Below are 25,929 nucleotides of genomic sequence, written 5' to 3' on the forward strand. Positions count from 1 at the left end.
CAGAGGTAGGGCAGATGGGCTAGGAAGCATCACGGTTGCAGCAGAATGAGGGCGAAATTTGGGCGAAAGCGCAGACTTTTCCAGACTTTTCCAGGCCGTTGGTTACAGGGAGGAACGGCATGCACTCTATGTCTACAAGGGTTTCAGAATGTTTAAGACAGGAGTCCAGAATTTCTGTATAATCTGCTTTTGCGCCAATAGGAAATGCTATGCGTCTACTTCAAAAAGCACTCACATTCGATGACGTGCTGCTCGTCCCAGCCTACTCCAACGTTCTGCCCGCCGATACGTCCCTCAAAACTCGCCTGACCCGCAACATCACCCTGAATATTCCCTTGCTGTCCGCAGCCATGGACACGGTGACGGAAGCCCGCCTGGCGATCGCGATGGCTCAGGAAGGCGGCATCGGCATCATCCACAAGAATTTGAATCCGAAGGACCAGGCACGTGAAGTGGCCCGCGTAAAGCGTTTCGAAGCTGGCGTGCTGCGCGATCCGATCACGATTCCGCCGGACATGAAAATCCGCGACGTGATCGCTCTGACGGAACAATACGGCATCAGCGGTTTCCCCGTTGTCAAAGGCAAGGAAGTCGTCGGCATCATCACCAACCGCGATTTGCGCTTTGAGCAGGAACTCGACGCGGAAGCTTCCGCCAAGATGACCCCGCGCGAAAAGCTGGTGGTCGTCAAGGAAGACGCCGATACGGCCGAAGCCAAGCGCCTGATGAACAAGCACCGCCTCGAGCGCGTGCTGGTGGTCAACGACGCATTCGAATTGCGCGGCCTGATCACCGTCAAGGATATCCAGAAGTCGACCTCCCACCCGTTCGCGTCGAAAGACAGCCAGGGCAAACTGCTGGTCGGCGCTGCCGTCGGCGTGGGCGCCAAGGATGAAGAGCGCATCGACCTGCTGGTCGCCGCCGGCGTCGACGTGCTGGTGGTCGACACGGCTCACGGCCACTCGCAAGGCATCCTGGACCGCGTACGCTGGATCAAGACCAAGTACCCGCAAGTGGAAGTAATTGGCGGCAACATCGCTACCGCCGCCGCCGCCAAGGCGCTGGTGGAATACGGCGCCGACGCGGTCAAGGTCGGCATCGGTCCTGGCTCGATCTGCACCACGCGTATCGTCGCCGGTGTGGGCGTGCCGCAAATCACGGCCATCTCGAATGTTGCCGAAGCACTCGAAGGCACGGGCGTGCCATGTATCGCCGACGGCGGTATCCGCTTCTCGGGCGATATCTCGAAAGCGCTGGCCGCTGGCGCCTCGACCGTCATGATGGGTTCCATGTTTGCCGGTACGGAAGAAGCACCAGGCGAAGTGATCCTGTACCAGGGCCGCAGCTACAAATCGTACCGCGGCATGGGTTCGCTGGGCGCGATGTCCGATGGTTCGGCTGACCGTTATTTCCAGGACGCCACCATGAAGGCCGACAAGTTCGTGCCTGAGGGTATCGAAGGCCGCGTGGCCTACAAGGGCAGCGTGCTGGCGATCATCTTCCAGCTGGTGGGCGGCGTGCGTCAATCGATGGGTTACTGCGGTTGCGCGACCATCGACGAACTGCGCGAAAAGGCGGAATTCGTGGAAATCACCTCGGCCGGCATGCGCGAGTCGCATGTCCATGATGTGCAGATTACCAAGGAAGCGCCGAATTACCGTTCCGAGTAAATAGCGACAGACCAGACCGGCGCCCAGTGCGCCGGTTTTGTAATGACCACAGATAAAGTCCCCATCATGCATTCTAAAATCCTCATTCTCGATTTCGGCTCCCAAGTCACCCAGCTGATCGCCCGCCGCGTGCGCGATTCCGGCGTGTTTTCCGAAGTCTTCCCGTATGACGTCAGCGACGAATTCGTGCGCAACTATGGCGCCGCCGGCGTGATCCTGTCGGGCAGCCACAATTCCACCCTGGACGGCGACTCGCCGCGCGCGCCGCAAGCCGTGTTCGAGCTGGGCGTGCCCGTGCTGGGCATCTGCTACGGCATGCAAACCATGGCGGCCCAGCTGGGCGGCAAGGTGGAAAACGGCCTGGTGCGCGAATTCGGCTACGCCGAAGTGCGTGCCCGCAGCCACACCAAGTTGCTCAACGGTATTGCCGACTTCGTCACCGACGAAGGCCACGGCATGTTGAAAGTGTGGATGAGCCATGGCGACAAGGTGCTGGAAATGCCGCCAGGCTTCAAGCTGATGGGCAACACCCCGAGCTGCCCGATCGCCGCCATGGCCGATGAAGAGCGCCAGTTCTACGGCGTGCAATTCCACCCGGAAGTGACGCACACGGTGCAGGGCAAGGCCATGATCGGCCGTTTCGTGCATGAAATCTGCGGCTGCAAGTCGGACTGGAACATGCCCGACTACATCAGCGAAGCGGTGGAAAAGATCCGCGCGCAAGTGGGCACCGATGACGTCATCCTGGGCCTGTCCGGCGGCGTCGATTCCTCCGTGGCGGCAGCCCTGATCCACCGCGCCATCGGCGACCAGCTGACCTGCGTCTTCGTCGACCACGGCCTGCTGCGCCTGGACGAAGGCAAGATGGTGATGGACATGTTCGCCAAGAACCTGGGCGTGAAAGTCATCCGCGTCGATGCGGAAGAGCAGTTCATGGGCCATCTGGCCGGCGTCACCGATCCCGAGCAGAAGCGCAAGATCATCGGCCGCGAATTCGTCGAAGTGTTCCAGGTCGAATCGGGCAAGCTGGTCAACGCCAAATGGCTGGCGCAAGGCACGATCTACCCGGACGTGATCGAATCGGCCGGCAAGGGCAAGAAGGGCCAGACCATCAAGAGCCACCACAACGTGGGCGGCTTGCCGGACACCATGAAACTCAAGCTGCTGGAACCGTTGCGCGAGCTGTTCAAGGATGAAGTGCGCAAACTGGGCGTGGCCCTGGGCTTGCCGCATGACATGGTCTACCGCCACCCGTTCCCGGGCCCGGGCCTGGGCGTGCGCATCCTCGGCGAAGTCAAGAAGGACTACGCCGACCTGCTGCGCCGCGCCGATGCCATCTTCATCGAAGAACTGCGCAACACGCCGTACGAATTCGTCGCCGGCCAGGCCGTCGACCCGGACGCGCTGCCAGCGAACTGGTACGAAGCGACGAGCCAGGCGTTTGCCGTCTTCCTGCCCGTCAAATCGGTGGGCGTGATGGGCGATGGCCGCACCTACGAATACGTGGTGGCCCTGCGCGCTGTGCAGACGCAGGACTTCATGACGGCCCACTGGGCGCACCTGCCGCACAGCCTGCTGGGCAAGGTCTCCAACCGCATCATCAATGAAGTGCGCGGCATCAACCGCGTCGTCTACGATATCTCGGGCAAGCCGCCGGCGACCATCGAATGGGAATGACGAGTTCGCTTTAACTGTTTGATTTTACAGTGAAAAATATATGGCCGTTGATAATTCAAAAAGAATTATCAACGGCCATTTTTTTGATGTGCGTCCGGTCGATCATCTCGGCGCAAAGGGGCCGAACTGGGCCCAAGCATCGTTTTACCCGGTCTTATCGACCTCAGAGCAACGCCAAGGCCGGAGGCTGGATTCCATCAGCGCCACGCGAATGGGTTTCCGGCTTTGTCTGGCAGAACGCGCAGGCGCGTTTGCGCATGCTCACTGCATGGAGTCATCACGGCAACTGGCGGCGTCCGTTTCCACTGCATCTGCTGTAATGGAACCAGCAATCCATTTAGCGCACCTTGCACCAAGGGGTTCAGTTCCGGCGAACGCCCATCGATTTCGTTGACTGGATCCGCGGCGTACCGCACCCGCCGGCAGATGGAAGTTCCGTTCAAGGCGCCGTTGAATTTTCGCCAGACGCAGGCAAGGCTGAACTAGCTGCGGACTCAGCGCAAGCCAGTTTTTTTTTGTGCTTGGCTTCGAGGCCTTGGTGCACGAGGTCCAGCAATTCCATCTCTACGGTGCTGCCATTTTGCATGGCCAGTCGCTTCACGACGAAGGCAAGCGCGGGGGGGAGTTCCAGGAATTTCACGATCAGCCCCCCTCCTGCCGGCACTGGCGGGTCGATTTGTGCCCCTCTGGCAACAGGCAACGTCCCGTGGACAAGCCAGGCGGTGCTGACGCCGAGGGCCGCGGCAATTCTATCTGCCGCATCCGGCCGTGGTTTGGCCTTGTCTGATTCGTAGCGATATAGTTGCGTGGGATTGATGCCCGCCAGTTCGGCAAGCAGCACTTGTGAGATACGAAGATTTTCGCGGCAGCTTTTGATCCGCTCAGAAACTTGGGTGTCGCCAGACATACATTTTGCCTTTCAATGTACAACGTTCGTGAATCAGCGGCGCATGACCCGCCTGCCGTCGCAATGATGAACGCCACGAGAGCGCTTTGCCAGCGACAGCTTGGTCGCCAGCATGGATTTTACTGCCCGGGCGCGGCATCCCCTTGTTTTGCATTCCTTCCGCTTAGCCTGGATCAATGGCAGCTGCCAGGCTGACGATTATGACTCAGGACCTGAGGCTGGGTACCAGCACGGCGGCGCCGTCAAATCGCCCGGCGCGCAAGTCCGCCAGCGCCTCGTTGACCTGAAGCAGCGGATAGGCCAATGGCGTCGTCCTGAGGTCGTAACGTTCTGCGAGCGCCAGGAACGCCATGCCGTCGGCGCGGGTCAGGTTGGCGACCGAGCGCACGCTGCGCTCTCCCCACAGCAAGGAATATGGCATGGCGGGCAAGTCGCTCATGTGGATGCCGCCGCAGACGACCTTGCCCCCTTTGGCGCAGGCGGCCAGCGCCAGTGGCACCAGAGCGCCATCCGGCGCGAACAGGATAGCCGCATCCAGCGCGACCGGGGCCGGCCCTGTCGATGCCCCCGCCCATGCCGCCCCTAGAGAGCGGGCGAAATGCTGCGTGCGCACGTCACCTTCGCGCGTGAAAGCGTAGACTTCGCGCCCTTGGGCTACCGCCAGTTGCGCCACGATGTGTCCGGCGGCACCGAAGCCGTAGATGCCGACCCTGCGCGCCGCGCCCGTCATGGCATAGGCACGGTAGCCTATGAGTCCTGCGCATAGCAGCGGTGCTGCGTGCACGTCGTCATGGCTATCCGGGAGCGGCAGGCAGTAGCGTGCGTCGGCCAGCACGTATTCGGCATAGCCGCCATCGCGGTCGTAGCCGGTAAAGCGGGCGCCATCGCACAGGTTTTCGCTGCCAGAGCAACAATACACGCAGGCGCCACAACTGCCTGCCAGCCACGGCACGCCCACGCGCGCGCCGATCTGCAGATTGTTTACCCGGGCGCCGACGGCAACCACCGCGCCGACAATTTCATGTCCTGGCACGAGTGGCATGCGGTGCGCGGGCAGTTCGCCATCGAGCAGGTGCAGGTCCGTGCGGCAAACGCCACAGGCCAGAACGCGCAGGAGCACATCCTGCCCCATTGGTGCCGGCACCGGGCGCTCCAGTGCGTGCAGCTGCGCCCCAGGTCCGACGTGCTCAAGTACCATTGTCAGCATGGCAAATCCTTTCGCTTCGTCTCATGCAAGGTGGCCTCGTTGTTCCCGGCGCGCCGCGTTTCCTGGATGCCAGTCCTGCGCCAATGGTCATGCTGCAACGCACAGCCTATTTCGGCGCCGCCGACGCTGCGTCCAGCGCTAGTTGCAAGGGCAGGGCGTGGGGATCGTCAATGTTCCCTGTAGCGAAATCCTTGGGCGACAAGGTGCGTCCGTAAAAGGCATCGGTCAAATGCTGGTTGAATCGGATGTCGCTCAATCCCACGGCCACGACATCGCCGAACAGGCCTTTTGTTCCGCTCCAGGCCACGACGTCGCCGATGCCGACCGTGCCCTGCGCCATTTTTCGCCAATTGACCACGGTCAGCCCCGCTGCGGCGTTGAGGGAAAAGTTATTCTTCTTCATGACCGCGTTGACGGCCTTATCATTGTTCAGGACCATGACGATGGGGCCGCCCTCTGCGCCGGCTTGCAAACCCAGCGTCAAGCCGCCCAGATTGTAGAAGGCGGGGCCGCTCCAGTTGCCATTGGGGCCCCTGATGAGCAGCAGTCCGCCGCCCCCTTGAGCACCCACCCCCAATGCAGCGCGGCCATATGAGGGAACGATTAAGATGCCCTTGGCTTGTTGCAGCAATGGCTGCATGCCCGCATCGGCTTGTAGCTCGTGTACCACTGGAATGGCGGCTTCAACGCGCTTGTTGGCGCTCTCCATCGCCTTGTTGGCGAGATCGGGCGCGCTGCTTTGGCGGCCATTGCTTTGCGCCACAGCAACCCCCGACGCCAGCAGCATGAACAAGCACGCCGCTGCGACCTGGCGGCAGTGATTTCCGATAGACATGGCATTTCCCTCCGTAATGGGTGCTGATTTGTGCTCATGATATGAGCGTGCCTCATGCTAGCGCCGCTTGCCCGCCATTGACCATGATCTACATCACTGTTCTCTCGGTCGTGCCAGGCAGCATGCCGAACGGGCAGGCGTATAAGTTTCCATGGTTGAAGGTTCTCACATCCGTTCGATATCCGCGCGCGTTCCGGAACTGGGGCCCAGGCGGCGGCGTCCTGGCGGTCGCAATCCTCGCATTGGCAGTCCTGCGACGGTATCGCTTGATCAATGAGGAGCGAGCACGCCAACGCCGCCGCTCACCAACAGCCGGTCGCCGGTCGCCGATCGATCCCGGGTGCTGCCGCATCTCACATCATGACGACGTCCGTTGCGATCAGGCCGTTGAAGACGACGCCATGATGAACGCAGAGGGAAATCCGGCGCGCTCGAAGGACGGGGTGGCTCTATGCTGCTGCCGCGTTGTGCCGATTTAGTCTGGCAGGAATTGATCTATGTCATACAGCGCCAGTGACGTGACTGCCTGCAGTCGCGTACATTGAACGCAAGTCGCGCCGTTTGCCGCAATGCGCTTGCCGGCGGAAGCTGCCGCAAGATCGATCGGATTGCCGCCATGGGAGTAGTCTTCATGCAACGAATCGCACTTGTCACTGGTGGTACCCGAGGGCTGGGCAAGGCCATTTCCTTCGCATTGCAAGCGGGCGGCCACAGGGTCGCCGCCGTCTACCACAGCAATGCGGACGCTGCCGGCGCATTTTTCGAGGCGACAGCGATTCCCGTATTCCGATGGGATGTCAGCGATTTCGACGCCTGCCGCCATGGCATTGCCCTTGTGGAGCAGCAAATGGGGCCCGTCGATATCCTGATCAACAATGCCGGCATCACCAGCGATGCGCTATTGCACCGCATGGATCCCGACCAATGGTGGCAGGTCATCAATACCAATCTCGGCTCGATGTTCAATATGTGCCGTCATGTCATGGAAGGCATGCGGGCGCGCGAGTTCGGCCGTATCGTCAATATCAGTTCCGTCAACGGCGAGAAGGGCCAGCTTGGGCAGTCTAATTACGCCGCCGCCAAAGCCGGTATTCTCGGCTTTACGCGGGCGCTGGCGCTGGAGGGGGCGCGTAAGCAGATCACGGTGAACGCGGTCGCTCCCGGCTATTGTGATACTGACATGGTGGCCGAGGTCGCCCCCGAAGTCCTGCAAAAAATCATCGCCGGCATCCCCGTTGGCCGGCTCGGCACGCCTGCGGACATCGCGCGCCTGGTGGCGTTCCTGGCCGACGACGCCAGCGGCTTCATCACGGGGGCAACCTTTGATGTCAATGGCGGGCAGTATATGGGCTAGCATTGTTTGCCGCCGGGCAAGTGCGTGGCCGCGGTGCGCCGGGAGTGATACACATGATCTCGTTGACGGTCAATGGACGGGCTGTCGACGTCGAGGAAGGCTCCACCTACCTCGATGCCGCGAGGCAAGCTGGCGTGCATATTCCCACGCTTTGCTACTATCCGCGCTTGCCTACCCATGCCGTGTGCCGCATGTGCCTGGTGCATGTGGCCGGCCAGCCCCACCCGCAGCCGGCCTGCATCACACTGGCAAAGGCAGGGGACATTATCGAGACGGCATCGAACGACCTGCATGCCTTTCGTGCGATGGATGCGCAATGGCTGCTGGCGCGCCATCCGAACGACTGCCTGCGCTGCGAAGTCAACGGCTCTTGCCGCTTGCAAAGCCTGATCAGCGAAAATCAGTGGGAAGAACGCTGGGAAAAGCTGCCGCGCGGCTCGGTGGCGCATCCCGAGCACCGCTTGATCGATCATACCTCGCCGAGTATCTGGCGCGATCTGTCCAAATGCATCGAATGCGGCCTGTGTGTGGAAGCGTGCGGCGCATCGGGGCAGCAGCAATACGTGATCGGCTTCGCCGAACGCGGCGCGGGGCGCTTGCCGGTGACTGTCTTTGACCATACCCTGGCCAATACCCAATGCATTTCTTGCGGTCAATGTACGCTGGTCTGTCCCGTTGGTGCGCTGGTCGAGACGCCGCACTGGCACGCGGTGCTGCATGCCTTGGATGCGCACGAGCGCGTCTGCGTGGTGCAAGTGGCGCCGGCCACGCGCGTTGCCATCGGCGAAGAATTCGGCATGCTGGCCGGCACGGTCAGTACGGGGAAAATGATCAATGCCTTGCGGCAACTTGGTTTTGACTATGTGTTCGACACCAATTTCGGCGCCGACCTGACGATCATGGAAGAAGCGAGCGAGTTGCTGGCGCGCATCAAAGGGCAGGCAGGAAGCGCGCAACCCTTGCCCCTGTTGACGTCCTGCTGTCCGGGATGGGTGAACTGGGTGGAAATCAACCGGCCGGACCTGCTGGCGCACCTGAGCACGACCAAATCGCCGCAGCAGATGCATGGCGCGCTGACGAAGCGCAGCGCCTTCGCGCGCTCGCTCGGGCCTGCCTTTGCCGAGGGCAGGGAGGAACCTTACGTGGTCAGCGTCATGCCCTGCACGGCCAAGAAGGACGAGGCGGTCCGGCCCGGCTTGTCCGGCGACGTCGACCATGTCCTGACCACGCGGGAGCTGGCCAGGATGATCAAGTCGCGCGGCATCGCCTTCCATGCGCTGGCGGACGATGGCGCTTTCGACGATCCCCTGGGGGAAAGCACGGGCGCCGCACAGATCTTTGCCGCGTCGGGCGGCGTGATGGAGGCCATGTTGCGCACCGCCGCCCACTTGCTTGGCAGGCAGGACGCGCTGGCGCTGGAGTGGCAGCCATTGCGCGGCATCGACCAGGGGATCAAGACGGCGCAGATCGCTGGTTTGGGTACGGTCGCCATTTGCAATGGCATCGCCGCGGTACAGCACCTGCTGGAGACGGACGCATGGCGCGATCAATTCGTCGCCATCGAGGTCATGGCCTGCGTCGGCGGCTGCCTGGGCGGCGGTGGCGAGCCCAAATCGATGGATCCCCTGGTGCTGGACAAGCGCATGCGGGCGATCTACGAACTCGACAAGCAGGCGGTGCGGCACAGTGCGCATGAAAACCGGGCTGTGCAAACCTGGTACGCCACGGAAATGCAGGAAGCCAATGCCGTCCAGGCGCGCGTGCTGCTGCACACAAGCTATGCTGCGCGCAATTCCAGGCGCCTGCTGTTGATGCAATTTCTCGATTGCGTGGACCTGCGCGACGGCGCGGGGGCGGTGGCCTTGCTGCATCCCGATGCGTCGTGGTCGACGGCGTCGCTGTTCGGCGACGTGCACGGCGCCACAGCGATCCAGGCGCTGATCGATACCCAGCTGCCTGCACGCAAGTATGGGCCGGCGTTCGCGCGGCACCGGATGGTGTCGGCTGCCGATGTGGACGACCTTGCCGTCATTACCCCGACGGGGGAATGGTGCAGCTTCAGCGTCGAGGTCGATCGTAGCCGGTCACCGATGGCAATCACCAGGCTGGTGCGCACCCTGAGCTAGGAATGCGTTCTGTTGCCCGCTGCGGCAGGTCCGGCTGCGCTTGGCGGTACAAGGATTCCACGCATCGTTTGATGTGCATCATTCATTTTCCTGTAGCAAATCAATATCATCAGTTCACGCATCTATCCGGGTGCCGGTAACCTGGGAGGGAACATTATCATGGCTAATCATCTGACCCGATTCGATCCATTTTCTGACATCGCGCGCTTCGAATCCTTGAATGGCATCGAGGACTGGTTTCGCGATTTTCACCTTCGGCCCGCCCTGCGCGACTGGCATGTGGAGCCGCGCATCAAGATCGATGTGTCGGAAACGGATACGGCGTATACCGTGAAGGCGGAGATGCCCGGCGTGAAAAAAGAGGACATCAAGGTAGACGTCGAGGGCGGCGTCGTATCGATCACGGCCGAATTGAAACACGAGAGCGAAGTGAAAATCGGCAAGTTGCTGCGTACGGAGCGTACGTATGGCCAACAGTGCCGCAGTTTTACGCTGGCACACGACATCGACGATGCCAAGGTGGTCGCCAGTTATGCCGAGGGGGTGCTGACCCTCAGTTTGCCGAAAAAGAGCGGCAAGGCCAGCAAGCATATCCCGATCAGCTAGGACTGTTGCACGGCTGGTGCAGGGCTATCCTGGCTGCAGGCCAGCGCGCGCATTCCTGCGGCCTAGGTGGCTGCGGCCCGCCACCGCGCACTTCGGGTGACGCCGAGCCTCGCCTTCGCCGCATATCGCCGCCGCGTTGCTGCAGCTATCTACCGAGTGGAAAGGGCGAGTCTATGTCTGCTGCCGGGCGTTCTGCCGACTATCCACGCGGGTTTCTTTTCCGGCATTTTTCCCTGGGCACCCTGGCCACAGGATGTGCTGTGCTGGTATGCCTGTCTATCCTGGCGATCCAGCTGTCGACGATATGGCGTGCGCGTGAAGTGCGGCTGCACGAAGCGCGCGACGCGGCCGCGAATGTCAGCCAGGCTGTTGCACAGCATGCCTACGATACGCTCAAGGAGGTCGATACGCTGCTGCTTGGACTGGTCGAGCGCGGCGCCATGTCGGGAACGTCAGGCTTTGACCAATCCCGTATGCAAGCGTTGTTGAGGAGCCGTGTCGCGGAACTTCCCCAACTGCAGGCGATCATCGTCTTTGCCGATGATGGCAGGCCATTGATCAATTCCGGCAGGGAGATGCCCGTCAATCTCGACAACCCGGGCAATGAATATCTTCAGTACCATCGTTTGCATAATGACCAGCGGCCTTATATGGGGATGGGCGCGGGACGATTGGGCCAGAGTGAATGGATTATGGCGCTGTCACGCAGAATTAATCTTCCCGATGGGAGTTTTGGCGGCGTTGTGCTCGCTACTGTCCGCCTCAATTATTTTAGAAAGTTCTATGAGGACTTTTCCATCGGCGAGCAAGGAACGATCTTGCTGGCACATGACAACGGCAGTCTCGTAGTGAAAATTCCCTATGATGGCGGAATGTCCGAAGTTGCCGACTTGTCATTCAAACTGTTTTCTGAATCCTCGTCGATGGTAAAGATCAAGGAAACGCATGCCAGCGAGGGTTTTGGCGGGAAAACAACGATCATCAGCTATCGTAAGATCAGCGAGTATCCGCTGGTGATCGTGACCGCCTTGTCGCAGGATGAAGTCCTGAGTGGCTGGCGCAATGACGCCTGCCTGCAAATTGCGGCGTTGAGCGCCTTGATCTTGTTGAACGGATTTTTTGGCTGCCGCTTGCTCAGCCAGCTGAACTCACACTTGATCATCGAGGAGGAGTTCAAGGAGTCGAGCGATGAGTTAAAAGTATCCAACCAGCGCCTGACAGACCTGGCCTTGCACGATGGCTTGACGGGCCTGGCAAATCGACGGAGTTTTGATGAAGCATTGATGGTGGAGTTCAGCCGGGCCCAGCGGGCAGGAAATTCCCTGGGCCTGATGATGATCGATATTGATTTTTTCAAGCAATATAACGACATTTATGGCCATGTGGCTGGCGATGAATGCTTGAAAAAAATTGCCGGCGTGGTCGCGACGGGCATGCGCAGGGCGGGTGATATGGCCGCACGGTATGGCGGCGAGGAAATGGTTCTGCTCTTGCCAGGATCGGATATCGACGGCGCTGTATCACTTGCGGAAACCATTCGTCATGGCATAGAGACTCTGGGCATTCCCCATATTGGCAGTCCCCTGTGCAAGGTGACGGTAAGTATCGGCGTGGCGGTGTTTCCCTTGATTAAAATGGAAACGTTAGCCATCACCCTGCTCAATGCTGCCGACCATGCCCTATACAAGGCCAAGGCATCGGGGCGCAATAATGTATGCACCTGCGATTCCCGCGCAAAGAAGTTTTCCCGCATAAATGCCGTTGAAATCAATGAGAACTGGTGCCAGGAGTATGCGGGGCAGGCAGACATGGCAAGTCAGGGCGCTGACGACGGCGGCCAGGCCGATTTGCATGGGCATGAGCGCCAGCTTGTCCGTCTGTAAGGAGCATCATCATCAATGTCGAGTATTTTTTGATAATAATGTTGTCTGCAGGGCTGATGTTATCCCCTTTGTTGATGTAGATCATTCCTTGCTCGTGACTGCGCCTACACGAAGCAATACAGTAACCATTAGCAGGCAACACCATCTTCCCCCCCGCTGGCAAGCGCGTGGGGCGATTCAGCTACTGTCCTGCATATTTCGCAAATGCACAATGACAGGACGGCCCCCATGCATGCAGATATCTGGATAGTTCGAAGCGGCAGTGATTATCTCTTGTTGCATGGCCATTTGCGCCTGCATTCCACCTTGAACGGGGAGGGCGCCGCCTTTGTTGAGGTCAGGCACGAAGGCATCGTCAAGATCACTCGCGTGTCGGGCTGTCTTCAGGTTGATTCAGGCAATGCGCTGTCACCGCTTTGTATTCAATCGACGACACTTAAAGCGTTGGGTTCGAACCTGTCCGGCGCTTGACGGCATGCGGGTGCGGCGAGCATCGCATGGCACGGTAAGGTGGGGCTATTGTTAATTATCCAGTCCACGCTGACCTGATTCAGTGTAACCAGCGAATTGGTCGCCGCCGCATGTCCTGCGAGCCAGTCAAGCATCGGCATACCTCGCTTCAGTCCTCCTCCGCCACACATTTTTCATGTCCCTGCAGCAGGTCGTCCGATGGCTCAGTGTCAGGTTCTGCGCTGGCGGGACCTTGGTGGGCGACAACCCCGGACGGTGGATGCGATGCACCGTGGCCTGCCTGCGGCCCTTTTGTGCAAAAAACGTTAATTTTTCTCTCACTACTATGACTGAGCTCGCTATTGCGCTAATATAAATTATGACTGCTTGTTAGTATATTTGCATCCCGGAACCTTACCCCGATGTGATACTACAGGTGGCATCTTGCCAACGACGGGTATTGTCATCCGACTATGTGTGCGAAGCGAAGAAAGCATTTTTCCGTTCCGTTTCAGACAGAGCAATATTGGACTTCATTGCGCCAGCATGCGGAACTACGGCTCAGGCTGAAACAGAGATCGGCCAGGCGCCGCTCTCACGAGCGTTATCCCGCGTCCCTGCAAGCAACGCAGCGCGAGATGAGCGTGCGAGAAATCGAGCTGGAAATGCAGAACGATGAGTTGCGCGCGGCCCAGGTGGCCTTGAAAAACACTGGCGAATTATATAACCGCCTGTACGACCAAGCGCCAGTCGGCTATATCAGCATGGATGCGCGCGGTATCATCATTCAGGCCAATCTTACCGCATCGGTCTTGCTAGGCACACCGTTGGAGATGCTATCCAGGCAGCCGTTCACGCGTTTCATTCTTCCTGATGACCAGGATATCTTCTATTTCCTGCATCAGCGCCTGCTAGACCGCGACGCATCGTGTTCGGCCGTCCTGCGCATGAAAAAGGGCGCGGACGACGTATTTTCAGCCATGGTGGAAGCTAAATTGAGCCAGGAGCATTTTGGGCCAGGCGTCGTCTTGTTGATACTCAATGATATTACCGAACGCACCATGGCGGCGGCGCAGTTGCATGCCAGCGAAGAGCGATTTCGCGGGGCATTTGAAAATTCATCTCTTGGCATGATCATGGCTGATATGCAGGGCCGCTGGGTCACCGTGAACCGGGCGCTGTGCGAGATGCTCGGCTATACGGCGCCGGAACTGCTGGCGATGGGATACCTGAAACTGACGCATCCCGACGACGTTGCCAACAGCGTGCAGTTCGGACAGCGCCTGTGCAGCGGCGAAATCAGCAGTTATCGCATCGAAAAACGCTACCTGCACAAGGATGGCCATGTCATTTGGGCCATACTCAGTGCCACGACGGTATGCGGCGGCGCCGGACTCACCCGGCAATACGTGGGCATGGTGGAGGATATCAGCGTGCGCAAGCTGGCGCTGGAAACGCTGGAAAAGTCGCATGAAAAGCTGCGCCAGTTCATTGCCCATCAGGAGCGTGTGAAGGAAGGGGAGCGTATCCGGATCGCCCGGGAAATGCACGATGAACTCGGTAGTGTATTAACTGGTGTCAAGGCCCACCTTTCTGTTGCCCTGATACAGGACCAGCGCAATGGGGGGACGTTGCAGCCTCGGCTCGAGGATGCCTGTTCCCTGCTCGATACCGCTACCGCAGCCTTACGCAGGGTGATCACCGAACTGCGTCCCAGCGTGCTCGATCAGCTTGGTGTGTGGGCAGCACTGGAGTGGCATGCGGAGGAAGTCTGCGCCAGGGCAGGTCTCGTTTGCCGCACCCATATTTCTGCGGAGACTGTGCTGCTGGAGATCGACCCCGAGCGCAGTACCGCCTTGTTCCGCATCTTGCAGGAAGCACTCACCAATGTCGTCCGCCATGCCGGGGCAACGCGGGTCGACGTGCGCGTTAGTCATGCCTATTCATCGATCCGGATGGAAGTGGAAGATGATGGCAAGGGCATGCATTGCGAGAGTCTGGTGACCGCCGACTCCTGGGGGCTGGCAGGCATGCGCGAGCGCGCCCAGCATTTTGGCGGCGATATCCGTTTCATGGCCGTCGAGCACGGAACCTTGCTGGCCGTGCGGTTGCCGATACGGGGGGGCGCATGAGATGCGGGAAAATCAGGGTATTGCTGGTGGACGACCATGTCGTTGCCCGCAATGGCATACGCTTAATGCTGGGCACGGACGACGGCATAGAAGTCGTGGCCGAGGCCGAGACGGCACGCGCGGCATTGTATCTGCTGCAGGCTCAGGCGTTTGACGTTGCCATTGTCGATATCGGATTGCCCGATCAGAACGGCTTGCAATTGTTAAAGAAATTACGCCGGGAGTGGCCACGCGTTGCCGTGCTGATGCTGTCCATGTATGCCGAGACGGTGTACGCCGTACGGGCACTGCAATATGGCGCCGCGGGCTATCTGACCAAGAACTGCAATGCGTCCGTACTGCTTGGAGCCATCCACAAGGCGGCCTCTGGTGGGAAATATATCAGCTCGGCGGTGACGGAAGATCTTGCCGACATGATCAGTGGCAGCAGGATGGCCTGGCACGAGCAACTGTCGGATCGTGAGCTCGAAGTCCTGCGGCTGCTCGCTGCCGGCGAAGACCTGGCAGACATCGCACAGCTCCTACATTTGAGTATCAATACCGTAGGCACTTACCGGGCGCGCCTGCTGGAAAAGACGCGGGCCAAGAACAATGTCCAGCTTACGCGCTTTGCCATAGAGCACGGCATCGGTCCGCCGATTTCCGGCGGCGACTAGCCCGCCCGCAGCCGCCCGTGGCGCGCCACGGGAATCGACGCTGCGCGGCCGTCGCGCTGCTCAGGCATGGCTTGCCGTCTTCGAGATGGAGGCCAGTATCGCCGTGGTCCGCTCCGTGAACGAATCGATGCGTGCCCCTGATTTCATGGGTTCGTCGTTGGCCAGGGCTTCCATGGCCCCGTAATTGAGGATATGCAAATCCTTGCCGTCCGTGCTGATCCAGCCCTGGCGGCGGAACTTCGACATCAGGCGGCTGACGCTTTCCATCGTCAAGCCTATGTAGTTGCCGATGTCTTCACGCGACATCAGTACCGTGAAGTCATGCCGCGAGTAGCCGCGGGCCGCGAAACGGCTCGACAGATCCAGCAGGAAAGTGGCAAAGCGCAGCTCGGCCGAGCTGCCCAGGAAGCGCATGACGCGCTGGTCACGATTGATTTCTTCGCTCAAGATGCGGTGGAAATGTTGTTGTAGCGTAGGAATGTTTGCGCACAGTATCTGTAGCTGGGCAAAGGGGACTTCGCAGACCTCGCTGTCTTCGAGGGCCATTGCATTGCTGTCATGAATGCCGGTACTGATGGCGTTCATGCCCAGAATTTCGCCGGCCATGTGAAAGCCCATGACGTGCTGTTTGCCATGTGCGCTATCGCGGAACGTCTTGAACTGGCCGCCGTGAATAATGTACAGGCAACTAAAAGGCTCGCCTACCCTTAGCAGCAACTCATTGCGTTCCACCCAGTGCCGTTTGCCAATGATTCTATCGATCTGAGCGACGCTACGCTCGTCCAGGCCGTATGGCAGGCAGCGCAGCCGAGAACTGCATTTCGCGCAGGTATTGCCGCTAATGAAATTTTTCGCTGGCAGCGATTGACTGGTCGGGAGTTGGATGTTCATGGGTGCCTCTTATTGTTGTCCATGGTTTGCATTAAATTTTTATGTTTCTGACCATATGTATTTCTACACGCTTAATAGTATGTGCGCGCCCAGGCAAGGTGCATATAAGATTAACCGCTGGTCTTGCGTAGCAAATTCCACAAGCTTTTGGGTAGGGGATCCCCTACATCCATTCTTTGCCAGTACGCAGAGGCTTTGTCTGACGCGCAGGCGCGGCTGCTGCAGCCAAGCGTTGACGCCGCTTGCCGTTCGGCGCAGAATCAAATGCACGGCAATCATCCTTACACTCTGGGCAAGACATCGTCAGGACCTCGTTCATGGAAGCGCGAATCATTCGGGTGCTATTGGTGGACGACCATGCCATTGCGCGCAACGGCGTGTCGCTGATGCTCGGCACGGCACAGGATATTTGCGTTGGCGCTCAGGCAACAAATTTTGACGAGGCGACTGAACGTATTGCGTCCGAGGCATTCGATGTGGCCCTTGTTGATATTGCCATGCCGGGAAAAAACGGCATGCAACTGTTGCAAACCCTGCGGTTTGCCAGGCCGCACATGCCGGTGATGATACTGAGTCATTATTCGGAGGATGTCTACGGCTTGCGGGCGCTGCATCTCGGGGCTTCTGGCTACCTGACCAAGGATGTTTCAGCCGACGAACTGGTGCAGGCCGTGCGCAAGGTGGCTTCCGGTGGAAAGTACATCAGCGCGGCGATGCGGGAGCGGTTGGCAATGCTGGTTGCCCAGGGGCCGCTGGGGGCGCACGAGAGTCTATCCGAGCGCGAACTGGAAGTGTTCCAGCGCATCGCCGCTGGCCAGTCGCTGGTGCAGATCGGCGCCGCGTTGCAGTTGTGCCCGAATACCGTCACCAGCTACCGTGCACGCGTCCTGAAAAAGATGAAAATGGCATGTAACGCCGAGTTGATCCGCTATGCGCTGGAACTTGGCGTGCTGTAGGCGGCCCACGGCTCTGTCGGGAGAGAGCCCGCGTGACGCGCGCATGGGACCTGACGTTCAGCAGCGACTGAACGTTGTACTGCTTGCTGGGGGACGATGATGAAACTGACCTTTTTGGGTGCGACGGGGACGGTCACCGGTTCGAAATATCTGGTTAGCAGCGGTAATGAGACGATTCTGGTCGATTGCGGCCTGTTCCAAGGGTATAAACAGTTGCGCTTGCGCAACTGGGCGGGCTTGCCGCTGGCGCCGGCCGAGATCAGTGCCGTCGTGCTCACGCATGCCCACCTGGATCATAGCGGTTACCTGCCGCTGCTGGTGCGCGACGGCTTTCGTGGCAAGATTTATGCGAGTGCCGCGACATGCGATCTGTGCCGCATCATCTTGCCCGATAGCGGCCGCCTGCTGGAGGAGGAGGCCGAGTACGCGAATCGGCATGGCTTCAGCAAACATCACCCCGCCTTGCCCCTGTACACCGAGGCCGATGCCATCCTGGCGCTCGAACACCTTTCTCCCGTGGCGTTTGGCCAGCCCTTCACCATCGGTTCCTCCTTGCGCGTGCAACTGCAGCGTGCCGGTCATATCCTTGGCGCGGCCAGCGTGCTGCTGCAGGGAGAGGGCATCCGGGTGGTCTTTTCCGGTGATCTCGGGCGTCCGAACGATGTGCTCATGGCGCCTCCGGAATCCTTGCCGCAGGCCGACTATCTGGTCGTGGAGTCGACTTATGGCGACCGGCGCCATGACGCCAGCGACGCCATGGAACTGCTGGGCACGACCATCAGCGAGACTGCCGCGCGCGGCGGTGTCACGATCATTCCCGCCTTTGCCGTCGGGCGTGCGCAGACGATACTGTATGACGTGCATCTGCTCAAGCAGCGTGGCGTCATTCCGGCGCTGCCCGTTTACCTGAACAGCCCCATGGCGGTGGATGCCACCATGCTGTATCGCCGCTATCCGCACGATCATCGCCTGACGCCGGCGCAGTGCGAGGCCATGTCGAATGCCGCCACGATCATCAACAGTGCACAGGAGTCGATCGAGCTGAACCAGCGGCGCATGCCAATGGTGATCATCGCCGCCAGCGGCATGGCGACGGGAGGGCGCGTGCTGCACCATCTGAAGGCATTCGCGCCGGACCGCCGCAACAGCATCCTGTTTGCCGGTTTTCAGGCTGGCGGCACGCGCGGCGCCACGCTGGTCGCTGGCGCTGACGCCGTCAAGATCCATGGCGAGTACGTGCCTGTACGCGCCACCGTGCGACAGATCAGCAACCTGTCCGCGCATGCCGATGGCGATGAATTGATCGCCTGGATGGCGCCATTGCGGCAGGCGCCGCGCCACACTTTCATCACGCATGGCGAACCGGATGCCGCCGAAGCGCTGCGGCGGCGCATCGGCGAGCAACTGGGCTGGGAATGCAGTGTTCCCGCGTATGGCGATGAAGTGACGCTGACATGATACGCCGCGCGCCGTCCCTGCAGCACCAGGCGGTCGCCGCATCGGTGTTGCGCTTGCGGCGCCTAGGCATCGACACCTACCAGGAATCCATCGCCTATATCCGCAGCGACAGCCCCGTCTGCAAGGCGGAAGGCTTCGAAGCGCGTTCGCGGCTGGTGCTGCGGTGCGGCGAGCGCAGGATCGTCGCGACCCTGAATGTCGTGCACTTTGCACTGATAGACATGGATGAAATCGGCTTGTCGGAGGCCGCCTGGGCGGCGCTCGGGCAGGCCGACGGGCAGCTGGTGCAGGTTGGCCACGCGCCAGCGGTGGAATCGTTTTCGGCCGTGCGCGGCAAGATCTACGGCCGTCCCTTCGGCAACGAGGCAATCATTGCCATCATCAATGACATCGCCGCCGGCGCGTATTCGGACATCGAACTGGCGACGCTGATCACGGCCTGCTCGGGCAGCCGGCTTGACCTGGCCGAAACGGCGGCATTGACCATGGCCATGGTCAATGCCGGGCAGCGCCTGGAGTGGGATGCTCCTGTCGTGGCGGACAAGCATTGCATCGGCGGCTTGCCGGGCAACCGCACCACGCTGCTGCTGGTGCCGATCGTTGCCGCCTGCGGCTTGCTGATACCCAAGACGTCCTCGCGCGCCATCACGTCGCCGGCCGGGACGGCGGACACGATGGAAACCCTGGCGCCCGTGGAATTGACGGCGCGGCAGATGCACCGCGTGGTGGAGCAGGAAGGCGGCTGCATCGCCTGGGGCGGGGCTGTATCGCTGAGCCCGGTGGATGACTTGCTGATCCGCGTGGAGCGCCCGCTGGGGCTCGACAGCGACGGTTTGCTGGTCGCGTCCATCCTGTCGAAGAAGGCGTCGGCGGGCGCCACGCATGTGCTGATCGACATGCCGGTGGGGCGTACCGCCAAGGTCCGCTCGCCCGAGGCGGCGGCAATCCTGGCCGCGCGCCTGGTGGAGGTCGCTCGCAGCCTGGGCATGGCGTTGCGCGTGCAGATGAGTGACGGCGTGCAGCCCGTTGGCCGCGGCATCGGTCCGGCGCTCGAAGCGCTCGATGTACTGGCCGTGCTGCAGAATCACAGCGAGGCGCCGGACGACTTGCGCCAGCGGGCCTTGGCGCTGGCCGCCGGCTTGCTGGAGCTGGCAGGCAAGGCGTCCCAGGGCGCCGGCATGGCCATGGCGGCCGCGGCTCTGGACAGCGGCGCTGCATGGCGCAAATTTCAGGCCATCTGCGCCGCCCAGGGCGGTATGCGCGAGCCGCCGCGCGCAGCCTTTACGCAACCATTGTGCGCGCTGCATGCCGGCACGGTCATGGCCATCGACAATCGTCTGCTCGCCCGCGCCGCCAAGCTGGCTGGCGCGCCCAAGACGCCGGCGGCAGGCATGGTGTTTCATGCGCCGCTGGGCACCGTGGTGGCGGTGGGGCAACCGCTCTTCACCTTGCATGCCGGTTCCCCCGGTGAGCTCGCTTATGCGCTTGCCTATGCACAGGCGCAGGATAATCTCGTCACGATAGGCGACCCAGGATAAGCGCCGGCCTGGCCGGCGCTGGGGCAGGCTTGCGCCCGTGCTCAGGCCGCGCGAAAGACCAGTACCGGCACGGGGCTGTGCACGAGGACTTTGTGTGTTTCGCTGCCCAGCAGCACGCCTTTCAAGCCGAATTTGCTATGCGTCCCCATGGCGATCAGGTCGCAGCCGTTTGCCTGGGCGACATCGAGTATTTTTTCGTGGGGGTGATCGGAGCGCGTCAGGAAGGTGCCGCATTCGACGCCCGCTTCGCGTGCCTGCGTGATGACGAAGTCGAGCACTTTCTTGCCGTTTTGCATGCTTTCCTCCAGATAGGTTGCGCGGGTCGCCTCCAGCATCTCCGTATCATGGCTGAGGACGTGAAAATCCGGCACTACGTGCAGGGCGGTAATGCGCGCGCCGCACGAGCGCGCCAGGGCGATGGCCGACAGCAACGCAGGCCGCGAGGCGGGCGAACCGTCCGTTGGAACCAGTATGTGCTTGAACATGGTGCTCTCCTCGAACTTGTTGTGAAGTGTCCAGTGTGCCGTTGATACTGCAGAGAAACCATGATCCAGATCATTCTGGCGGTAGCAAATGTATGCCAGGCATGGTCGTGCCCACGCCTCCTTTCGAGGAAGGAGGCTGCCCTGCGGCAATCTGATGCAGGCCAGGGCCGTCGAGCAGGCGCAGCTGACGATATCTGACGGAAATGATGCCGAGCTTCTGCAGCCGCGAGAGCATGCGCGTGACCGTGGCATGCGTCAGGTCCAGATAGTCGGCAATTTCCTTGCGCGACAAGGCAAGGTGCAACTCCGTTACCTGATGAGCCTGGTCGATGTCATTCCAGTCCTGGTGCGACAGGAATTGCGCGAATTTATGTTCCGCATAGTCGCACCGGACCAGCAGGGCCAGCGCCTGCTGTTGCGCCAGTTGCTTGCTCAGTCGGCATTCCAGCGCGCGTGCAAGGTCAGGAAAATGCCGGGCCGCTTCGATGAGTTGCGGATAGGAAAACTCGCACACCGTGCTATCGCAGAGCGCCGTCGTTGAGTCGGTGTAGTGGTCGAGGTCAAGGCTGTCGAGCCCCAGCAGGTCGCCTTCCCTGGCGAACCTGGTAATACACGGTCTTCCATGCTGGTCGGCCTGAAAGGACTTGAACTGGCCACTGCGAATGGCATACCAGCGCCCGTGCACGGGCTCGTTGACTCTTTGCAAGGTATCCCCCCGCGCCAGGTGATGCTGCTGCAGCACCAGGCCGCTGACCCTGGCGCAATCCGCGTCGCTCATGCCCGTCGGCAAGCAAACGCCGCGACTGCGGCATTCGCCGCATGGAAGGGGGGATGCCGCCTCGCCGGCGGACCTGGAGGTGTCATACATGGTCAGCTCTTCGACATGTGACTGGTGGCCAGGGGATGCTGGTCAGCATGCGGTGAAGCGGGCGGCGCGACAGTCGCGATGGCTTCCATTGCGCTTGCATCGCGTAGCGTGATGTCGCGGTTTTCCAGCAGAATGAGGCTGGCCTGCTTGAATTGGTGCATGACCCTGCTGACGCTTTCCGGCGACAGGTGCAGATAGTTGCCGATGTCGCAGCGCGACATCGGCAGGCGATAGCGTGGCGGCGTGCCCTCCAGCCTGCCGTGCCGTTTGGCCAGGTCGAGCAGAAAGGCTGCCAGCCGCTGCTCGGCCGTGGTGTGATGCAGCTGGGCTGTGCTGGCGCGCATTTTCCGTATGCTTTGCGCAAGCAGGCGGTGCAATATGGTCAGGTGCTGGCGCAATATGGCGTAGCTGATTGCATCCACCTCACTGTCTTCCAGCGCCACGGCGGTACAGGTATGCCTGACAAGGCCGATGCTGTCGAGTGCGAGGAAGTCTCCGCATGCAGGGAAAGCGGTGATTTTTCTCGCGCCCGTCTCATCCGTACGATAGTGCTTGAAACTGCCGGCGTGGATGAAAAACACATAGTCAGCGACGGGATCGCCGGAACGATACAGGCTGGCATTGCGCTTGATCCACTGGCGCTGCCCGCTGGCGGCGTGATCGAGCAGCAGGCGGGCATGGGGCGCCCCGCGAGCGGCTGGTGTCATGTCGTCATGCATCACGTCCTCGCAGACCATGGCGCGCGAACCAGCCGCCCATGCATCAAGATAGTCAGGGAAAGCATCGCCTCATGCTCCCGCCGCTAGCGGTCCGGCGCACTGGCGGTGGCAAGCGCTTGCTGCAGCCCCTGGGCCTGGTCGTTGCTGACGCGATCCGCCAGCACGTCGCCGGCGGACAGCGTGCGGTGGTAGTAGGCGTCGGTCAATTGCTCGTCGTAGCGGATATCGTCCACGCTGACGGCTGCCACATCGGCAAAAATGCCTTTCGTGCTCGACCAGGCGATCACATCGCCCTTGCCAACGGTGCCGCGTGCCACTTTTTTCCAATTACGCACAGTCAATCCGGCATCCGCACTGACGGAAAAGCTATTGCGCTGCAGGAATTGCTGCATTGCCTTGTCGTTGAGCAGCACGAAGACGAATGGTCCCGCTTCCACGCCGGCCTGCAGGCCGATGCCCAATGTACCCAGTTTGAAGAATGCCGGAGCGCTCCAGCTGCCGTTGTCGCGCTTGCGCAGCAGCACGCCGGTGCCGCCGCTGGCGCCGATGGCCAGCGCCGCACGGCGGTAGGAGGGCAGAATGAAGACCCCCTTCGACCAGCGCAACGCTTCCGTCATGAGCGGATCCTTCTCCAGAGCGGCCACAGCCGTGCGCGCGCTGTCGATTTGCTGATTTGCCATCGCTTGCAACTGCGCTCTTGCCATCTCCTGGGTGGACGCCATGCCATCCTTCGGCTGCGATTGGGTAATCATCGGTGCGCAAGCGAGCAATGCGCCGCACAGCAGGCTGCCAAGCGGTTTGACGTGGGCAATCATGACGGTACTCCTATTTGAATGGGGCTACTGCCTTTCACACTACAGGCAGGCAGCCACCGCTTGCCATGATCTGTATCAATACCGTGCCCGAATAGTGTTCCGCAAATGGTGTGCCATCCGCGATGGCTGTCGTCCAGACAGGGGGCGCATGTCTGCCGATTACCGTCACTCTTGATATCGATCATTTTTCAAGCAGACAGGCGCAAGCTGCGCCCTTTATAGTGAGTTTGGGTACACGGCTGCCGCTGCCCGGCTTTAATTTGCGGCATCGACTTTTTCAGGAGGCAAAGAGATGGCACACCACATGACGCATTTTGATCCGCTCAGCGACCTCGCAAGGTTCGATCCCTTGCGCAGCATGGATGATTTCTTCAAGGATATGGGTTTCAAGGATGCGCTGAAGGATTTTTCCCGACCGTCGCCAATCCGGCTCGACGTTACGGAAAGCGAGCTAGCCTACCTGATCAAGGCTGAATTGCCAGGCTTTAAGGTGGAGGATATCTCGGTGGAGATCGATGGCAACCGCGTTTCGATCTCGGCCGAATCGAGGCAGGAACGTGAAGAGGGAAACGGTCAGAAGGTCGTGCGTCGCGAGCGCCATGTGGGACAGTATTTCCGCAGTTTCTCGCTGGGACAGGACATCGATGCCGACAAGGCCGAAGCCAAGTACCGTGACGGCGTACTGGATCTGGAGCTGCCCAAGCTGATCGGTGGCAGCGCGAAACGCCTGCAGATCAGTTAAGGAAACAATGGCCAGCTGATTTTCACGCATTGGAGGGGACGTGAAGAAAAATGCATACACAAGCGAACCTTTGCCGTTGATGGGGCCGGCTACGTTCGAACTCGACGCCGATATCAGTGCCTTGGGCATGGCCCTCATCGAGGTGTTGAAATTGCGCCAGTCGCAGCGCGACTTCAGCGAGCGCGAGCTGTCCTGGTACCGGCTGTCGCGCCTGCTGTGGGCCGCCGATGGCTGCAACCGTCCGGGTACCGGTTACCGGACGGCTCCTTCCGTCTGCAACGCGCAGGAAATCGACATCTATGTCGCCATGTCCAGTGGCCTGTATCGCTACGATCAGCTTGCACCGTCATTGCGGCAACTGAGCGCCGTCGATGTCCGGGCCGTGACGGGCAAGCAGGATTTCGTGGCGAAGGTGCCTGTCAACCTGCTGTACGTTGCCAATTTGTCGCGCATGCCGCCCGAGGAGCAAGCCAGGCAGTTGCTGTTTGCCGCCCTCGATGCCGGTCACATCAGCCAGAACGTTTACCTGTTCTGCGCCGCCGAGGGCCTGGCGGTGGTATCGCGTGGCTGGTTCGACCAGGGAGAGCTCGCTACGGCCATGGGCCTGGCGGATGGACACCACGTGGTGCTGGCGCAGTCGGTCGGCTATCCGCAGGGCGTGGCCGCGCCAGCATGCTATGTCTGAGTGGCTGGACCACCTGGGCCGGGCTGGCCAGGCGCGGCCCCTGGTCCCCGGTGGCGAAAGCATGGCCAGTTTCCTAGGCCGCGATCTTCTGCCACCGTTTGTAGCCGTCATAGAGCGATGAACTGCCGCCTTCGACCATGCTGCGCTGCATGTCCAGCAGGATGGCGAACAGATTGGCGCGGTAATCATCGCCCAGCGTGCACTGCGCCTTCAAACCGGCCGGATCGAACTCGTACAGATGGGCGATGCCTTTCTGTTGTACGCGCTGCAGCAGCATGTCCATGTTGGCCTGTGACAAGTCCCGCAGGTAATGCAGGGTCAGGCGCGCGGCGTCGGCGCCATTGTCGAACGTATGCTGGGCCATCGCGTTGCAGTGATCGAGCAAGTTGCTGCTGCTCGTAGCGAGCAGGTCGGAAAATTTGAGGTTGACGTCGGGCATGTTGGCTCTCCAGCGTTGGTGTGGCGCTGCACGCGGGGTCCGCTGCAGGAAACGCCGTCACGACGTCAGTGTAGCGGCCCGCATCTGCAGCGGAAGGCAGGAAATTGATGCGCATCAAGCGCAGCAATAATCTGCAAGGCCTGGTGACGTAGCATGTTTCAGCTGACGGTAAATAATTCGGTGTGGCCGAAACCCAGTTCATAGTTCAACAAGGAAATGACGCTTGGCTTGATGCGCAGGAAGACGAGGCCCGGCCACGGCGCTGTGGTGCTGGTTCCCATGACATCGCGCAGCTGCGGAAAACGAAACAGCATCAGGTCGGCCACCTGCTCGGTTTCGCTGGCATTGTCGACCAGGGCAGCCGTGCCCGCCATGGACAGGCCGCGGATATGCTGCCAGTCCTGGTACGCGGGTGTAATCGCCAGCGAGACCTTGTCGTGCTGGCGGATATTGTGCGCTTTCTGGCTATTCAGCCCGATGCAGCAATACAGAGTCAGGTCGTCGTGCACGTAACTGACCACCGTCGTTTGAGGATAGCCATCCGGACGTACGGTGGCCAGGGCCATGTCCGGCGTGGCAGCGAGGACATCGGCAATGAACTGGCGATGGGACGACTCCAGCGGCATCATGGTATCTCCTTCACGCAATGCCCGATGGGCGCATTGCGCCCGCATTTCCATAGTAGTAAGTCGCGCAGTGTTTGGCAATGCGCCAGATCACGTGCCTGCGACATTCTCCGCACGGAAATGCCACCGATGCCAGCGATCTGTAGCGCTTGTATTGAGAAGCCTCAAATTGCCCGGCAGACAACGTGATCGGGACGCGCTACA

Annotated in this window: 24 protein-coding genes; 14 read left to right on the forward strand and 10 right to left on the reverse strand. The window is 60.6% G+C overall.

The genetic code is table 11. The features are described 5' to 3' along the window. Nucleotides 1-209 precede the first annotated feature (209 nt). Entirely contained in the window at nt 210-1,670 is a 1,461-nt protein-coding gene (guaB, locus tag ACQ4WQ_RS08970; protein WP_326458636.1) for an IMP dehydrogenase, read from the forward strand. A gap of 66 nt (nt 1,671-1,736) precedes the next feature. After that, nucleotides 1,737-3,347, forward strand: a complete 1,611-nt coding sequence (gene guaA, locus ACQ4WQ_RS08975; protein WP_426075120.1) for a glutamine-hydrolyzing GMP synthase — start codon at nt 1,737-1,739, stop codon at nt 3,345-3,347. A 439-nt stretch (nt 3,348-3,786) separates the two neighbouring features. Here the strand turns inward: guaA and ACQ4WQ_RS08980 are convergent, their stop codons facing one another. From ACQ4WQ_RS08980 to ACQ4WQ_RS08990, 3 genes are all read right to left on the reverse strand, one after another. Continuing rightward, complete coding sequence (locus ACQ4WQ_RS08980) at nt 3,787-4,254, reverse strand: helix-turn-helix domain-containing protein (protein WP_436496302.1); 468 nt, start codon at nt 4,252-4,254, stop codon at nt 3,787-3,789. Nucleotides 4,255-4,459: 205 nt separating this feature from the next. Then, nucleotides 4,460-5,461, reverse strand: a complete 1,002-nt coding sequence (locus ACQ4WQ_RS08985; protein WP_436496304.1) for a zinc-dependent alcohol dehydrogenase family protein — start codon at nt 5,459-5,461, stop codon at nt 4,460-4,462. Nucleotides 5,462-5,567: 106 nt separating this feature from the next. Beyond that, complete coding sequence (locus tag ACQ4WQ_RS08990) at nt 5,568-6,296, reverse strand: lipid-binding SYLF domain-containing protein (protein WP_436496306.1); 729 nt, start codon at nt 6,294-6,296, stop codon at nt 5,568-5,570. 631 nt (nt 6,297-6,927) lie between these two features. On the opposite strand from ACQ4WQ_RS08990, the gene phbB reads away from it, so the two are divergent. From phbB to ACQ4WQ_RS09025, 7 genes are all read left to right on the forward strand, one after another. Continuing rightward, nucleotides 6,928-7,650 (forward strand): acetoacetyl-CoA reductase, encoded by a 723-nt coding sequence (gene phbB / locus ACQ4WQ_RS08995; protein WP_436496308.1) that lies wholly within the window; start codon nt 6,928-6,930, stop codon nt 7,648-7,650. Nucleotides 7,651-7,703: 53 nt separating this feature from the next. Next, complete coding sequence (locus ACQ4WQ_RS09000) at nt 7,704-9,776, forward strand: [FeFe] hydrogenase, group A (RefSeq protein ID WP_436496310.1); 2,073 nt, start codon at nt 7,704-7,706, stop codon at nt 9,774-9,776. Nucleotides 9,777-9,935: 159 nt separating this feature from the next. Next, nucleotides 9,936-10,382 (forward strand): Hsp20/alpha crystallin family protein, encoded by a 447-nt coding sequence (locus tag ACQ4WQ_RS09005; RefSeq protein ID WP_436496312.1) that lies wholly within the window; start codon nt 9,936-9,938, stop codon nt 10,380-10,382. A 173-nt stretch (nt 10,383-10,555) separates the two neighbouring features. After that, nucleotides 10,556-12,265, forward strand: a complete 1,710-nt coding sequence (locus tag ACQ4WQ_RS09010; RefSeq protein WP_436496314.1) for a sensor domain-containing diguanylate cyclase — start codon at nt 10,556-10,558, stop codon at nt 12,263-12,265. 228 nt (nt 12,266-12,493) lie between these two features. Further along, entirely contained in the window at nt 12,494-12,736 is a 243-nt protein-coding gene (locus ACQ4WQ_RS09015; RefSeq protein ID WP_436496316.1) for a hypothetical protein, read from the forward strand. A gap of 617 nt (nt 12,737-13,353) precedes the next feature. Next, nucleotides 13,354-14,847: a PAS domain-containing sensor histidine kinase gene (locus ACQ4WQ_RS09020; protein ID WP_436496318.1), complete on the forward strand. Its 1,494-nt coding sequence runs from the start codon at nt 13,354-13,356 to the stop codon at nt 14,845-14,847. 26 nt (nt 14,848-14,873) lie between these two features. Beyond that, nucleotides 14,874-15,503: a response regulator gene (locus ACQ4WQ_RS09025; RefSeq protein WP_436496320.1), complete on the forward strand. Its 630-nt coding sequence runs from the start codon at nt 14,874-14,876 to the stop codon at nt 15,501-15,503. A gap of 60 nt (nt 15,504-15,563) precedes the next feature. Here ACQ4WQ_RS09025 and ACQ4WQ_RS09030 read toward each other — a convergent pair whose 3' ends face one another. Beyond that, complete coding sequence (locus ACQ4WQ_RS09030) at nt 15,564-16,394, reverse strand: helix-turn-helix domain-containing protein (RefSeq protein ID WP_436496322.1); 831 nt, start codon at nt 16,392-16,394, stop codon at nt 15,564-15,566. A 317-nt stretch (nt 16,395-16,711) separates the two neighbouring features. Here ACQ4WQ_RS09030 and ACQ4WQ_RS09035 point away from each other — a divergent pair, with 317 nt between their 5' ends. From ACQ4WQ_RS09035 to ACQ4WQ_RS09045, 3 genes are all read left to right on the forward strand, one after another. Beyond that, complete coding sequence (locus ACQ4WQ_RS09035) at nt 16,712-17,350, forward strand: response regulator (RefSeq protein ID WP_436496324.1); 639 nt, start codon at nt 16,712-16,714, stop codon at nt 17,348-17,350. A gap of 99 nt (nt 17,351-17,449) precedes the next feature. Then, on the forward strand, nt 17,450-18,808 hold the full coding sequence (locus ACQ4WQ_RS09040; RefSeq protein ID WP_436497377.1) for an MBL fold metallo-hydrolase RNA specificity domain-containing protein: 1,359 nt from the start codon (nt 17,450-17,452) through the stop codon (nt 18,806-18,808). Beyond that, nucleotides 18,805-20,346: a thymidine phosphorylase family protein gene (locus ACQ4WQ_RS09045; RefSeq protein ID WP_436496326.1), complete on the forward strand. Its 1,542-nt coding sequence runs from the start codon at nt 18,805-18,807 to the stop codon at nt 20,344-20,346. The genes ACQ4WQ_RS09040 and ACQ4WQ_RS09045 overlap by 4 nt, the downstream gene beginning before the upstream one ends. Nucleotides 20,347-20,387: 41 nt before the next feature. Here ACQ4WQ_RS09045 and ACQ4WQ_RS09050 read toward each other — a convergent pair whose 3' ends face one another. The 4 genes from ACQ4WQ_RS09050 to ACQ4WQ_RS09065 form a co-directional block, all read right to left on the reverse strand. After that, nucleotides 20,388-20,831, reverse strand: a complete 444-nt coding sequence (locus ACQ4WQ_RS09050; protein WP_436496328.1) for a universal stress protein — start codon at nt 20,829-20,831, stop codon at nt 20,388-20,390. 70 nt (nt 20,832-20,901) lie between these two features. Next, entirely contained in the window at nt 20,902-21,699 is a 798-nt protein-coding gene (locus tag ACQ4WQ_RS09055) for a Crp/Fnr family transcriptional regulator (protein ID WP_436496330.1), read from the reverse strand. Between the two features lie 2 nt (nt 21,700-21,701). Then, nucleotides 21,702-22,418, reverse strand: coding sequence for a Crp/Fnr family transcriptional regulator (locus ACQ4WQ_RS09060; protein ID WP_436496332.1), 717 nt, complete (start codon nt 22,416-22,418; stop codon nt 21,702-21,704). An 83-nt stretch (nt 22,419-22,501) separates the two neighbouring features. Then, nucleotides 22,502-23,233, reverse strand: coding sequence for a lipid-binding SYLF domain-containing protein (locus tag ACQ4WQ_RS09065; RefSeq protein ID WP_436496334.1), 732 nt, complete (start codon nt 23,231-23,233; stop codon nt 22,502-22,504). A 292-nt stretch (nt 23,234-23,525) separates the two neighbouring features. Here ACQ4WQ_RS09065 and ACQ4WQ_RS09070 point away from each other — a divergent pair, with 292 nt between their 5' ends. Then, complete coding sequence (locus ACQ4WQ_RS09070) at nt 23,526-23,975, forward strand: Hsp20/alpha crystallin family protein (RefSeq protein ID WP_436496336.1); 450 nt, start codon at nt 23,526-23,528, stop codon at nt 23,973-23,975. 40 nt (nt 23,976-24,015) lie between these two features. Further along, the gene (locus tag ACQ4WQ_RS09075; protein ID WP_436496338.1) at nt 24,016-24,660 is read left to right on the forward strand and encodes a SagB/ThcOx family dehydrogenase; all 645 of its coding nucleotides are present in this window, start codon (nt 24,016-24,018) and stop codon (nt 24,658-24,660) included. A 73-nt stretch (nt 24,661-24,733) separates the two neighbouring features. Here the strand turns inward: ACQ4WQ_RS09075 and ACQ4WQ_RS09080 are convergent, their stop codons facing one another. Beyond that, nucleotides 24,734-25,099, reverse strand: a complete 366-nt coding sequence (locus ACQ4WQ_RS09080; protein ID WP_436496340.1) for a hypothetical protein — start codon at nt 25,097-25,099, stop codon at nt 24,734-24,736. Between the two features lie 158 nt (nt 25,100-25,257). Continuing rightward, nucleotides 25,258-25,728 (reverse strand): pyridoxamine 5'-phosphate oxidase family protein, encoded by a 471-nt coding sequence (locus tag ACQ4WQ_RS09085; protein WP_436496342.1) that lies wholly within the window; start codon nt 25,726-25,728, stop codon nt 25,258-25,260. Nucleotides 25,729-25,929: the final 201 nt, after the last annotated feature.

Origin of the sequence: Janthinobacterium goodfellowi, from assembly GCF_051380695.1 — a bacterium.
Classification (GTDB): Bacteria; Pseudomonadota; Gammaproteobacteria; order Burkholderiales; family Burkholderiaceae_D; genus Janthinobacterium.